15 protein-coding genes and 1 pseudogene are annotated in these 11,622 nt (G+C 67.8%); 9 read left to right on the forward strand and 7 right to left on the reverse strand.

The features are described 5' to 3' along the window. Positions 1–882 precede the first annotated feature (882 nt). Positions 883–1,182, reverse strand: a complete 300-nt coding sequence (locus CHC08_RS37970) for a helix-turn-helix transcriptional regulator (RefSeq protein ID WP_245878813.1) — start codon at positions 1,180–1,182, stop codon at positions 883–885. A 275-nt stretch (positions 1,183–1,457) separates the two neighbouring features. Between CHC08_RS37970 and CHC08_RS37975 the strand changes: the two genes are divergently transcribed. The 4 genes from CHC08_RS37975 (at position 1,458) to CHC08_RS37990 (ending at position 3,373) form a co-directional block, all read left to right on the forward strand. Beyond that, positions 1,458–1,838 (forward strand): STAS domain-containing protein, encoded by a 381-nt coding sequence (locus CHC08_RS37975; RefSeq protein WP_179282443.1) that lies wholly within the window; start codon positions 1,458–1,460, stop codon positions 1,836–1,838. 149 nt (positions 1,839–1,987) lie between these two features. Further along, complete coding sequence (locus tag CHC08_RS50020; RefSeq protein WP_179282444.1) at positions 1,988–2,149, forward strand: hypothetical protein; 162 nt, start codon at positions 1,988–1,990, stop codon at positions 2,147–2,149. Positions 2,150–2,178: 29 nt separating this feature from the next. Then, on the forward strand, positions 2,179–2,385 hold the full coding sequence (locus CHC08_RS37980) for a hypothetical protein (RefSeq protein WP_089212228.1): 207 nt from the start codon (positions 2,179–2,181) through the stop codon (positions 2,383–2,385). Positions 2,386–2,686: 301 nt separating this feature from the next. Beyond that, a complete protein-coding gene (locus CHC08_RS37990; protein ID WP_179282445.1) occupies positions 2,687–3,373 on the forward strand; it encodes a hypothetical protein in 687 nt (228 codons plus the stop codon). 332 nt (positions 3,374–3,705) lie between these two features. Here CHC08_RS37990 and CHC08_RS37995 read toward each other — a convergent pair whose 3' ends face one another. Then, entirely contained in the window at positions 3,706–4,305 is a 600-nt protein-coding gene (locus CHC08_RS37995; RefSeq protein WP_089212231.1) for a hypothetical protein, read from the reverse strand. A gap of 98 nt (positions 4,306–4,403) precedes the next feature. Here CHC08_RS37995 and CHC08_RS38000 point away from each other — a divergent pair, with 98 nt between their 5' ends. After that, the gene (locus CHC08_RS38000; protein WP_143653512.1) at positions 4,404–4,682 is read left to right on the forward strand and encodes a type 1 glutamine amidotransferase family protein; all 279 of its coding nucleotides are present in this window, start codon (positions 4,404–4,406) and stop codon (positions 4,680–4,682) included. Positions 4,683–4,869: 187 nt separating this feature from the next. On the opposite strand, the gene CHC08_RS38005 is transcribed toward CHC08_RS38000, so the two are convergent. Continuing rightward, the gene (locus CHC08_RS38005; RefSeq protein WP_089212233.1) at positions 4,870–5,571 is read right to left on the reverse strand and encodes a TetR/AcrR family transcriptional regulator; all 702 of its coding nucleotides are present in this window, start codon (positions 5,569–5,571) and stop codon (positions 4,870–4,872) included. An 88-nt stretch (positions 5,572–5,659) separates the two neighbouring features. Between CHC08_RS38005 and CHC08_RS38010 the strand changes: the two genes are divergently transcribed. Next, positions 5,660–6,562, forward strand: coding sequence for an aldo/keto reductase (locus CHC08_RS38010; RefSeq protein ID WP_089212234.1), 903 nt, complete (start codon positions 5,660–5,662; stop codon positions 6,560–6,562). Here the strand turns inward: CHC08_RS38010 and CHC08_RS50025 are convergent. After that, a complete protein-coding gene (locus tag CHC08_RS50025; protein WP_179282446.1) occupies positions 6,534–6,692 on the reverse strand; it encodes a hypothetical protein in 159 nt (52 codons plus the stop codon). The two genes, CHC08_RS38010 and CHC08_RS50025, sit on opposite strands and share 29 nt — an antisense overlap. Before the next feature lie 147 nt (positions 6,693–6,839). On the opposite strand from CHC08_RS50025, the pseudogene CHC08_RS38015 reads away from it, so the two are divergent. Both CHC08_RS38015 and CHC08_RS38020 read left to right on the forward strand, forming a co-directional pair. Further along, positions 6,840–7,816, forward strand: a pseudogene (locus CHC08_RS38015) (IS5 family transposase). 68 nt (positions 7,817–7,884) lie between these two features. Beyond that, positions 7,885–9,012: an epoxide hydrolase family protein gene (locus CHC08_RS38020; RefSeq protein WP_245878814.1), complete on the forward strand. Its 1,128-nt coding sequence runs from the start codon at positions 7,885–7,887 to the stop codon at positions 9,010–9,012. 102 nt (positions 9,013–9,114) lie between these two features. On the opposite strand, the gene CHC08_RS38025 is transcribed toward CHC08_RS38020, so the two are convergent. The 3 genes from CHC08_RS38025 to CHC08_RS38035 form a co-directional block, all read right to left on the reverse strand. Next, entirely contained in the window at positions 9,115–9,426 is a 312-nt protein-coding gene (locus CHC08_RS38025; RefSeq protein ID WP_245878815.1) for a cupin domain-containing protein, read from the reverse strand. An 11-nt stretch (positions 9,427–9,437) separates the two neighbouring features. Then, positions 9,438–9,878, reverse strand: a complete 441-nt coding sequence (locus tag CHC08_RS38030) for a cupin domain-containing protein (protein WP_089212236.1) — start codon at positions 9,876–9,878, stop codon at positions 9,438–9,440. A 114-nt stretch (positions 9,879–9,992) separates the two neighbouring features. Next, a complete protein-coding gene (locus CHC08_RS38035; protein WP_089212237.1) occupies positions 9,993–10,730 on the reverse strand; it encodes an SDR family NAD(P)-dependent oxidoreductase in 738 nt (245 codons plus the stop codon). Between the two features lie 219 nt (positions 10,731–10,949). On the opposite strand from CHC08_RS38035, the gene CHC08_RS38040 reads away from it, so the two are divergent. Then, positions 10,950–11,597: a TetR/AcrR family transcriptional regulator gene (locus CHC08_RS38040; protein WP_089212238.1), complete on the forward strand. Its 648-nt coding sequence runs from the start codon at positions 10,950–10,952 to the stop codon at positions 11,595–11,597. The last annotated feature ends 25 nt before the right edge of the window (positions 11,598–11,622 follow it).

The raw sequence follows: 11,622 nt of genomic DNA on the forward strand, positions 1-11,622 counted from the left end.
CCCTCCGGGGAGCTTCGCAGGGACAGGGAGCCGCCCGACGACTCCGCCGTGCGGCGGGCGATGTCGAGGCCGAGCCCGGTCGATCCGGCCCCGCTCTCACCGCGTTCCAGGGGGCGTGCGTGGCGAAGCCCGGCTGGGGAACGCTCGCAGCTGTCATCGTTGCCCTGTGCGGTCTATGGCTTACCGCCCGCAAGGCCGCCCAGGATCAGCAGGAACAATTCCGAGAGCTGCGAGCCAGGGAACGTCGAGATTTCCTGGTCGAACAGTTGCAGCGCATAGCGGACGTCTATCGGGATAACGCGGCGGATGTGCTGGCGTTGACGAAATTGCTCTTGCCGAGTTCATCGCCGCGGTACGGCCCAAATATGGGCGGCCCTGCACCCTCGATCGGCCAAAGGGCAAAGCTCGGCGCTGAGCGGCGGTTCAGGCGGTGGCCGAGCAGGTCGGCCCGGCCTCGCCGTGGTGGTCGTGCTCGCCGGTCTTCGCCTTGTCACTCGACCTCGCGCCCGGCGGGTTTTGATCTCTCACCGGAGGGGAGTTACCGCGTGATCCATCCCGTCTGCCTGGGCTCCGCCCTATCGGGCCAGGTTGCCGGTGTCGGCTCCCCCTTCGCGTGTACCTGCTCCCGGTGACCTTCCACGCCAGCTGGTTGCCCCACCTGCACGGGGGAGTCGATACCGGTGTTCTGGGCTGATAGCCCCTGGGGCAGGCAGACGGGAAGGATCACCGGTCCCCCGTACCACCACCAGGCAAGATCATCCAAGCGGGCGGCCCCCATCCCGGAGCCTGCCCGCCCGGCGAGGGCATGCCCTTGACCTTCACCCTGTCGCCCCTGGCCAGCTCAAAGGGGCCGGTATATAAGCCGGTCGGGCACAGGACACATCAACGCCTTGTCGCCTCGCGCTCGGCGGAGGTGTCGGCAGGAGGCGCCAACGGAGTGAGCTCGTGGTCGGTGAGCATCTCGATCAGGCGACGTACCGGCAGATCCGCTTCGGTCGGGTAGCGCAGGCGCTGATCGGCGTTGATGCTGTAGTGGTTGCGCCGCCCGACCCGTTCGCGATTGAGGTAGCCGGCCTCGTGCAGGTCGCTGACGATGCCCTGCACGGCGCGCTCGGTTATGCCGATGACCGCGGCGATGTCGCGCAGCCGCGCCTGCGGGTTGCGGGCGATCTCCAGCAGCACCCGCGCGTGGTGGGTCAAAAAGGTCCAGGTAGAAGATCCAGCATCAGGCACGGCGCGTCACACTTTCGATCCTGCAACGTAGCGGTCGGAGGGGTGGTCCCGTCGGACTGCCCATCGTATGATGAACTGTCTTTCCGGTAATGTCCTTCCGTAGTCATGGTGGTCAGGGCTCCGCCACAGGCGGCTGTCCCTCGCCTACCCTACGGCGAGCGATCATCGCCGCTGCCACCTCAACTTCTTCTCACCGGCATGGAACCGGGATGGAGGAAAGCGCCGTGACCCTGGTATCACTCACCTGTCAGTACCTGCCCGGCGGAACCGTGGCCCGGGTAGCAGGCGAGGTGGATGCGACCAACTCCGTCCGGCTATTGGCCTCCCTGGACCAGGCTCACCCGCGCCCGCAGGAGCCGCTGCTTCTCGACCTGAGCGCCCTGACCTTTCTGGACAGCTCCGGCCTGAGAACCCTGCTTGACACCCGCGCCCGCCTGGCCGCCGCAGAGGGCCGGCTGCATCTGGTGGCCCCGCACGAGCGCGTGAGGCGACTGCTGGACCTTACCGGCCTCGCCGGGTCGTTCGAGGTGCACCACACGCTGGACGAAGCGGTCACCGCCGCCGGACTACAGGCAACGGCATGCTCCGGCTCGGCCATCGCCTGAAGGTCGACACGGCGGGGCCCCTGGCCCAGAGGGGCGAGGATGTCAGTCCTGTTGTCACGGGGTCGCGCGAACTTAATGTCAGTGAGCGGCTGCCGGTTACCTCGGGCGGTCGGAGGCCGCATACGCCCCTAATCTCTGGAGGAACGCGCGTGCAGAAAATGTCCCCCGCCGCGGAACGGCTTGTCCGTCTCATGCTGCTGCTCCCATCCGACCCGCGCGAGCCGTTGTGGAAGAGTGCGACCGACGACTGCGGAGACCTCCCCACCGTCATGTCGATCGGTGGATGGGTCCGCGACACCGCCAAGATGTAGCCCGAAGGCGCCCCCGCACCCTGGCTGAGATGGTCCTCATCGCGTTCGGCAACCCGAGCGAGACCACCCTGCGCCTGCTGTCGCAAGCGGTCATAGCCCCGAACCCTCGTGCCCGCGAGGGGACCGGTGCCGGCGCCGCGTGGGCCGCTCGCGCCTGCCAGACCGCCATCGACGTCCTGGCCGGGGTCGATTCGTTGGAGGATGTGCTGCAGCGAGCAAAGACTGACTGGGGTTAGGACGCCTGGCCCTGCGACCACGCACTCGGGCAGTCACGGCAGCAAGATCGCAACCCTGTGGGCCCCAACAGGGCCTGACCATGAACTGGCCGTTCAGGGTCGTCAGACCAACCGGTCTGACGGCCCTGAACGCTTTCCGGGCGTCACTTTGGGGCTAGGGTCACGCTCGGGAGAACATCGCCGATGCGGCCGGTCACGATTGGTCATCGCTGACGGCCAGGGCACCGTGTACGCCGGGTGGAGTGGCCAGCCTGGGGGATATGAGATTTGGCGAGGATCCCCCGGGTTCGCTCTGGCTGCTGTGCTGGGCGTGGTCTTGGTCGCGGGGCTTGGCTGGGTGCTCGGTCCGGGTGCGGCGTGGGTGCTGGCGCACTTCGACGGGGTGCGCGGCCTGGCCGGTAAGGATCTGGCGGCGGCGCTGGATGCGGTGCGCGGGCGGGCGCTGGCGATCGCCACCGGGTTGATCGCACTGGTGGCGGTGTACTACACCGCGCGCAACGCCGACACCGCACGCCAGGGACACATCACCGACCGCTACACCAAGGCGATCGAGCAACTCGGCTCGGACAAGCTCGATATCCGACTGGGGGGCATCTATGCGCTGGAGCGGATCGCCCGCGACTCGGCCCGCGACCACCCCACGGTCATGGAGGTGCTGGCGGCGTTCGTCCGAGAGCACTCCCAAGACTCCGAGATCGATGAAGCAGGAAACGTGAAACCTCGGGGTCCGGTGCTGCGAACCGACCTTCAGGCCGCAGTCACTGTGATCGGCCGACACATCGTCCGTCAGGACCCATACGGCGTGAGGATCAACCTCTCCGGCGCGTATCTCGTCAGCGCGAATCTCAACCGCGCAAAAATCGACGGCGCAAAAATCGACCGCGAGGGCCTCACCACCGTGAACCGCAGCGGTGCGATAGGCCAGCCCAAACACTGGGGGCCTACGCCAGGGGTTACCGTGCCGCCGGAGGGGTCCGGCGCCGGGTGAGAATGTCCGGTTCACAAGGGCACAATTCAACTCACGGGAATGAGTCTTCCCGCAAGCTACCAGCAGGTAGAGCGGTGCTCACGTGGATATTCAGTGGGCCCGTTCGGGCCGGTTGTCCCTTACCACTTGAACTGAGGCATGGCCATCGGATCTGAGGCATCTGCCGGTTCTTGCCACTGAATCCGAGACATGCGCCTCTCCCTCGGTGATGGCCCGGCACTCCTATGGCTAAGGCCGGCCGTGCCAAGCGACACAAGAGTGGGCTCTGACTCACTTTCATGTCGCTTGGCAGGCCGCGGTCCGGACAGGAGCGGCATAGCGGTACCCGCGCGTCAGGCCAGAAACAGGACGGCCAACCCGAGCAGGAGGTCGAGGACGCCGCACCACTCCGCGAACGGACGTGTCACGATCCCGTCGGCCCGCCAGTGAGCCGCGTCCCAGGCGGCGTGGCCGAGCAGTCCCGCGGCTACCAGGTAACGGCCGAGGTCCGGATGGACGTGCAGGGCGCCCAGTGCGATCGCTCCGAAGACGAACATGGCCGGCGACTGGAGCGCGAATGCGCCCGGCCTGCGTAGCTGTCCACGGACCAGGCCGACCATGATGAGCGCGAGCGCGGTGACGATCAGTATGGGCCACGGGTCGCCGCTTAGCACCCTCATCAGCACCACAGCCGCCATCAGTACGCCGAGCACGCTCCAGATGGCGCCGGGCCGGTCGATGACCGCTGTGGCCAGGTAGCCCAGCGCGAGGATGAACACGAGGAACGCGAACTCACGTCCGTCGTCCAGGTCCGAGGAGAGCACGGCGGCGAAGGCGATCGCGAGCCATGTCGGCCAGCGGTGTACGAGCGCTGCCACGATGCGGGCAGAACGGGTCTGCCGGTGCGCGGCTGTGTCGAGTGCCGAGTCACGAGCGGGAACGGTCTTCGTCATGGTCCGACTGTGGTGGTCCGGCCCACCTCCCATCGAGTTCGGCCATACACGATGTCCGAGAACTTGGGCCAATGGTCTTATCTGCCTACGATTGGATCATGGACGGACGCTGGGTCGTGGTAGCCGGCTACGACGATGCGGAACTGCTCGACATCGCGTGCGTCACCACGAGCCTGGCGATGGCGAACGTGCTCGGGGCGGTGCGCACCCCGTACCACACGACAGTCGTCCGCCCTGGAGGACACCCGATCGCCTGCGCCACGGGGCTGATGCTGCAGAGCCGGCAATCGCTCGAACGGCTCACCGGCCCGCTCGACACGTTGATCGTCTCTGGTGGTTGGGGCCATGCGCGGGCCGACCTGTCGGCCCTGGGATAGATCGCATCTAGGCGTATACCTACCCAAGAGCGCAACAACCTCAGGGAACAAGGGGTATCGGTAAGACCCGTGCGACCAGGTACATGCGATTGAGTCCGCCCAGCTCAGCGGTGCATTACTGGCTTGCGGGGAGGATCGGAACGGTCAGTGGCGTGGCCACGCCGGACAGGCCGCGAGACCGTTCGGGTCAGCGGGCGAGCTGGTGGAGCCAGTCGCGTAGGAGGGCGGTTTCGGTCGGGCGGAGCGGGAGAGGGGCCCCTTCTGCGGCGGTGAGGGCGGCATCGAGGGCGAGAGCCCGGGAGGCGAGGCCGGTGTCCGTGACAGGGGGCGGGTCGGTGGTGAGGGAGTCGATGAGGGTGTCACGCATTCTCGTGGAGATCTCCGGCTCGCGGTCCTCGGCGGGGGCGCCGATCAGCGACAGGGTGACGCCGGTGACGGCGGCATGCAAGAGGCGGGCGGCGATGAGGGTCGGGACCCGGAGGCGGCCGACGGCGGCGGCGCGGTCGAGGAACTTCAGCAGGAGATCGTGGGCCTCCTGGGCGGCGGGCGGGCGGCGGCCGGGGCGGTCGGTGCCGAACATCAGCACGTAGAAGGCGGGGTGGCGCAGGCCGAAGTCGACGTGCATGTCCCAGCCGCGACGCATGTCGTCGACCGAGTCGTCGGTGTGCGCCAGCTCATGTTTCTCGGCCAGGTAGAGGTCGAAGCCGTGCATGGCCAGGGCCGCGAGGAGGGCGTCCTTGTCGCCGAAGAGCTGGTAGAGGGAGGCGGCGCGGATACCGGCCGCCGCGGCGACTGAGCGGGTAGAGACCGCCTGGGCGCCCTCTCGTTCCAGGATGCCGGCCGCCGCCTTGAGGATCTGCCGCCGGGTATGGGTCTTCGCGTCATCCACGGTTGCAATGCTACGGCATTTGGCGTATCACTGAAACGGGCAGTGCTACGCGGATCAGCGTGGCAGTGATACATCAAGGGAGAAGCCAATGAATCGTGTCGGATACGGCGCCATGCAACTCGCCGGGTCGAACGTATGGGGGCCGCCGGACGACCCCGAGACGGCGCGGCGGGTGCTGCGCCTGGCGGTCGAGCTGGGAGTCACGTTCTTCGACACCGCGAACGCCTACGGGCCGCGTACGGTGAACCGGCTGATCGGGGAGGCGCTACGGCCGTTCCCGGAGGGGGTGATCGTCGGTAACAAGGTCGGCGCCGGGCGGGGCCCGGACGGGTCGTGGATCATCACCGACCACCCCGACACGGTCCGCCGGCAGGTCCACGAGGCGCTGGCCGACCTGGGTGCGGAGGCGAGTGAGCTGACGTACCTGCGGCTTGCCGGCGACACTCCGGGAACGCACAGCGACGTGCCGCTGGAGGATTCGCTCGGCGTGCTCGTCGAGTTGCGCGACCAGGGGCTCATCCGCCGCATCGGTCTGTCCGGCGCGTCGCCGGAGATGTTGACCCACGCGCAGAAGATGACGCCGATCGCGGCCGTGCAGAACCGCTTCAACCTGCTCGACCGCAGCGGCGTTCAGGTCCTCGCCGACTGCGAGGTGCAGGGCATCATGTTCGTCCCCTACTTCCCGCTGGCCTCTGGGCAGCTCGCCAGCTACGACGAGCTGGCAGGCCCCGCGGAGCGCCTTGGCGTGACGCCGGCCCAGGTCGCGCTGGCCTGGCTGCTGCGCCGTTCTCCCGCCATGGTCGTCATCCCCGGCACGGCGAACCCGGCTCACCTGCGCGCCAACATCGCCGCGGCCGAGGTCGCCAAGAACTTGACCGACGCCGAGGTAGCTCGCCTGACCGGCCTCGTCGACGAGTCGAAGGCCGTCATTGCGCAGCCGCACCAGTCCACGCTCGACGCGCTCAGGTCCGCTGCGGAAAGCCACCGCTGAGCAACCGCTCGACGGCGACGGCCACCTCGCCGACCAGCCGTCGCTCGTCGAGCCTGCACCCGACGATCAGGGAAAGATCCCTCGACCTCTCCGAGCAGCACCCGCTGAGCCTGGGCGAACTCGATCGCATGTACCTGGTCGCACGAGTCTTACTGACACTCCAACAACGGAACAGTCGCCATCGGCAAGATTGATCTTGTAGCTCTAGGGCCTGTACGGAGTTGAGATCAGCGGGATTCGCCTGCGCATTGGTCTCCGATCCTGGTAGGCCATCGACATGGCGCGTGGAGACCTCACCGATGACGAATGGTCCTTGATCGATCCTCACCTGCCCCTGGGCGAGCGTGGTCCGATCCCGGACCTGCGCCGGCAGTTCAACGCGGTGATGTGGCGGTTTCGTACCGGCGGTCCGTGGCGGGATCTGCCTGAGGAGTACGGGCCCTGGTCCACCGTCTACGACCGGTTCCGGTCCTGGGCCACGGCCGGTGTCTTCGAGCAGTTGATGCAGGCGATGATCGCTGAGGCCGCTGCCCGTGGGCAGGCCGACCTTGACCTGGTCAGCGTGGACTCCACCACCGCCCGCGCTCACCACCACGCCGCCGGAATGGTCCTGGACGGCGAGCTGGTCAAAGCGCTTCAGGAGGCCTCCGTACAGGAAAAGGGGCTGCGCCAAAGGGGCAAAACCCCCAGAACGGCGAAGACGGAGACGGCGACGAACGTCGGCGGTTACGACGGCGGCGCAGAATACGGCTGACGGCGGCCAAGCTGGGTCGCTCTCGGGGCGGGCTGACCAGCAAGGTGCACCTGTCGGCTGACCGGCGATGCCGTCCGCTGTCCTTCGTCCTGACCCCGGGCCAAGCCGGAGACAGCCCGCAGTTTCGCGCCGTACTGGAGCGCATCAAGATTCGCTTGCTCGTCGGACGCCCGCGCACCCGCCCGGCCGCGGTGGCCGCCGACAAGGCCTATTCCTCCCGCGCCAACCGTGTCTATCTGCGTCGGCGGCGCATCAAGGCCGTCATCCCGGAGAAGAGTGACCAGGCGGCCCACCGTAAAAAACGCGGCTCCCGTGGCGGCCGCCCGGTCAACCATGATCCAGAGCTTTACAAGCAGCGAAACGCGGCGGAACGCTGCATCAATCGGATCAGGGAGTGGCGCGGGCTGGCTTTCCGCTTCGACAAGACTCCCGACAGCTATCTCGCCGGCCTTTATCTACGGGGAACCATCTTGTGGGTTCGAAGCCTCCGATCCACCTAAAGATCCGAAGTTCGTACAGGCCCTAGTTCTTCGGTGAAGATCAGCCGGGCGGGTGGGCCGGTGATGGCGTGCACCTCGCTCAGGGTCCGCTGCGCGATGGGCAGGAGCTCGCGTATCTCCTGGTGCGCCCGGTCAGGGGCGGACTCCAGGAATGGCTGCGGCGTACCCGCTGGACGCCCGAGATCCCGGGCGCGAACTGGAGCCGCGGCGTGCCCGTCGACTATCTCAAGGGCCTGGCCGACTACTGGGCCCGCGACTTCGACTGGCGCGCGGCCGAGGCCGACCTGAATCAGTGGCCGCAGTTCATCACCGAGATCCAGGGCCAGATCGTCCACTTCAAGCACATTCGCTCCGAACGCCAGGATGCCAAGGCGCTCCTGCTCCTGCACGACAACCCCGGGGCGACGATGGGCCTGCTCGACGTCCTGGAGCCGTTGTCGCGCGACTTCCACCTCGTCGTGCCCGCCATGCCGGGATTCGGGTTCTCCAGCCCGCTCACCACCACCGGCTGGACCGTCAAGCGGACCGCGGCGGCGTTCGCCGAGCTGATGGAACGGCTCGGCTACGACCAGTACGGCTCGCACGGCGGCGGGGGCGGCGCGAACCTCTCCGTCGAACTCGGCCGTCAGGTCCCCGATCGGCTGATCGGCCTGCACGTCAACGCCTATGTGGCCTTCCCCGGCGACGATCTCGAGGGCCTCACCGAGACCGAGCAGGCGCGGATGGCGGCCATCCAGCGGTTCATGCAGGACGGGTTCGGGTTCAACATCATCATGTCGACCAGGCCCCAGACCATTGCGTACGGCCTGCACGATTCGCCCGTCGGCCAGCTCGCCTGGGTGGTGGAGAAGTTCAAGGAATGGACCGACCCGAAATCGGAACTGCCCGAGGATGCCTTCTCCCGTGACCGCATCCTCACCGACGTCAGCACCCAGTGGTTCACCGGCACCTCGGGATCGATCGCGCAGAGCTACCACGACGCGGCCCACGACCCCGGAGCCTGGGGGCCGAAGGAGCGGGTGACCGTCCCCACGGCGTTCGTGGTCACCCCCGGCGACGTCACCATCCGTCGCTTCGCCGAGCGCGACACGACGGTGGCACGGTGGACGGAACTCGACAAGGGCGGCGCCTACGTCGCGCTGGAGCAGCCCGACATGCTGGTCGAGGACGTACGGGAGTTCTTCGCCGGTCTCTGACCCGGCGGGGGAGCCGCGCGCGACATCTCCATCGTCGGCAATCGGTCGAATAACCTGCTGGCAGCGCTGAAGGCGGGAGCCCGGTTCCCGCCTTCAGCGCTTTCAGCGCGTGGTGGTGAACAGGAACGCGCAGTCCTGTACGGCCTCCACGCGGTGACGGCGTTCGGGCATGACCAGCAGGTCGCCCGGCAGCCCGTCCCACGAGTCAGGCCCGGCGACCAGCCGTACCCGCCCGTGCAGCACGTGCACCGTGACCTCGCCGGGATGCTCGTGTTCGTGCATGTGCTCGCCCTGCCGCAACGCCATCACGGTCTGCCGCAACGAACGATCGTGTCCACCGTGGACGGTGGCGGCACTGCGACCGCTGTCCACCTCCCGGGCACGCGTGAGCAGGTTGCGAACGAGTGCGGTCAACGAAACCTTGGTCATGACCGCGGTGCGCGACGGTCTCGCCGAGCTTCCAGCTCCTCCGGGCTGACCACGGTCAACATCGGCTGCCCAGGCGCGCAGAACATCGTCACCACGAAAGCCGACTCCTCGTCGGCGAAGTGGTTGCCGTCCTGGTAGTGGATCACGTCTCCACCGGGCTCCCAGAACGCCTCGCCGGCCCGGACAACTCGCACGGGCTCGCCTTCGAGCTCGAAGTTGATGGCCCCCTTGACCACGAACCCGTACGCGGGCCCGGAGTGCCGGTGAGGCGGCGCACCGGGGCTCTTCGGCGGCAACGTGACCAGGATCGTCATCGCCTCGGCCCCCTCCGGCGCGGGCGGCGCCCCCGGCACGGTGGCGACCACGTCGATCTTCGGCGGCGGCCCGCTCTTGTCGGGGTTCTCGAGGTGGTGAGCGTGAGCGTGATCGGTGCTCATCGGGCTTCCTTCGCGGAAAGTGGCCGGCTCGATCCGGCCGTGCACCAGCTCAGACAAGACAGCGTCCCGATGTGTGACAAGAGTGCCGGCTTCCGCCTCCGTGGTGTCGCTCGCCTACCGGGTCTGGTCGGTCGGGCGGATGAGGATCTCGTTGACCGCGACGTGCTCCGGCTGGGTGACCGCGTACACGACGGCGTTGGCGATGTCCTCGGGCTGCAGGGTGCGCATGGAGGCGCCGATGTTCTTGGCGGCGGCCTGCATTGTGGGGTCGGTGATGTGGTCGGCCAGTTCGGTGGCGACGAAGCCGGGCTCGACGACCACGACCCGCACACCCTGGGCGGTGACCTCCTGCCGCAGCGCCTCGGAGAAGGCGGTGACGCCGAACTTCGTCGCGGCGTAGACACCGTTGCCGGCCGACGCGATCCGGCCCGAGGTCGAGGAGACCTGTATGACGGCGCCCTTGCTTTCCAGCAGGTGCGGCAGCGCCGCGTGGACGGTGTACATCGACCCGAGCAGGTTGGTGTCGATCATGCGCGTCCATTCCGTGGTGTCCGCACCCGCGATCGGGCCGGCGAGCATCAGCCCGGCGTTGTTCACCAGGATGTCCAGGGCGCCGAAGTGCTCCACGGTCTTCGCGACCGCGGCTTGCACCGACTCCTGGTCGGTCACGTCGAGTTCGAGGGCCAGCACCTCGCCGGGAGCCTTGCGCGCCAGGGTCTCCAACCGGTCGGCGCGCCGGGCCCCGACCGCGACCCGGGCCCCCTCCGCCGAGAGGGCCAGCGCGGTGGCCTCGCCGATGCCCGACGACGCTCCAGTGACGAGGACGACCTTTCCAGCCAGCGTGTTGCTCACGTGCTTCCTTCCATATGGGGCTCACAGGCTCCACAGCCCGCTTGACCATGGGGTACAGGACCTAACCGGACCGGTCGGTCATGTTCAGACTATGAGCTAAACGGACCAAGGGGTCACTTTAATCCCGCCGAACCGGACTATCTGGTCACCTTTGGCCTGCCGTCGAACCGGACCGATCGGTCATATTAGGAAGTACGCTGATGGGTGGAGGGGAGACGTATGACTGGAACGACGCCCGCCGTCCCGTCGCGCAGTGACGCGACGCGCAACCGCCGACTGCTGCTGGACGTCGCGGCCAAGGCGTTCGCCGAGCGCGGAGTCGACGTGTCCATCGGTGAGATCGCGCAACGTGCCGGGCTGGGGAAGGGCACGGTCTTCCGCCATTTCTCCTCCAAGGAGGAGCTGGTGGCGGCGATCATGCTGCGCATGTTCGACGAGCTCGTGGACGCCGGCACCGCGCTGCTCACGGCCGAGGATCCCGGTCTGGCGCTGCGCGAGTTCATGACCGCCGGTGTAGAGATCTACGTCAGGGATCAGGCGTTCTCCGAGGTCATCGGACGCTCGTCCGTGCAGCACCCGCAGGTGCGTGACGCGATCGATCGCCTCTGCGACACCGCGGAAGCGCTCACCGCCCGCGCCCGCCAAGAGGGCATCGTCCGCCCGGACGTCACCGGCACCGATGTCGTCCTGCTGCTGGGCGGCATCAGGCGTACGGCGGCGCCGCTGCTCATCGTTGAGCCGCAGGCGTGGCGCCGGTACCTCGATCTGACTCTCGACGGCATCACCACCCACCCAGGGCGAAGTCTCCCGCACCCACCGCCGCGCCACCTGCCCCTGACCACCCCAGCTCCCGATCACGGGTGCTGAATCCGGGCAACCTCGACGGAGGAGG

Origin of the sequence: Streptosporangium subroseum, assembly GCF_900188345.1 — a bacterium.
GTDB classification, from domain to species: domain Bacteria; phylum Actinomycetota; class Actinomycetes; order Streptosporangiales; family Streptosporangiaceae; genus Streptosporangium; species Streptosporangium subroseum.

Coding starts and splice junctions, on each gene's coding strand:
- CHC08_RS37980 (WP_089212228.1), top strand. CDS start 2,179: ATGGTCCTCATCGCGTTCGGCAACCCGAGCGAGACCACCCTGCGCCTG.
- CHC08_RS37995 (WP_089212231.1), bottom strand. CDS start 4,305: ATGACGAAGACCGTTCCCGCTCGTGACTCGGCACTCGACACAGCCGCG.
- CHC08_RS38000 (WP_143653512.1), top strand. CDS start 4,404: ATGGACGGACGCTGGGTCGTGGTAGCCGGCTACGACGATGCGGAACTG.
- CHC08_RS38010 (WP_089212234.1), top strand. CDS start 5,660: ATGAATCGTGTCGGATACGGCGCCATGCAACTCGCCGGGTCGAACGTA.
- CHC08_RS50025 (WP_179282446.1), bottom strand. CDS start 6,692: ATGCGATCGAGTTCGCCCAGGCTCAGCGGGTGCTGCTCGGAGAGGTCG.
- CHC08_RS38030 (WP_089212236.1), bottom strand. CDS start 9,878: ATGAGCACCGATCACGCTCACGCTCACCACCTCGAGAACCCCGACAAG.
- CHC08_RS38040 (WP_089212238.1), top strand. CDS start 10,950: ATGACTGGAACGACGCCCGCCGTCCCGTCGCGCAGTGACGCGACGCGC.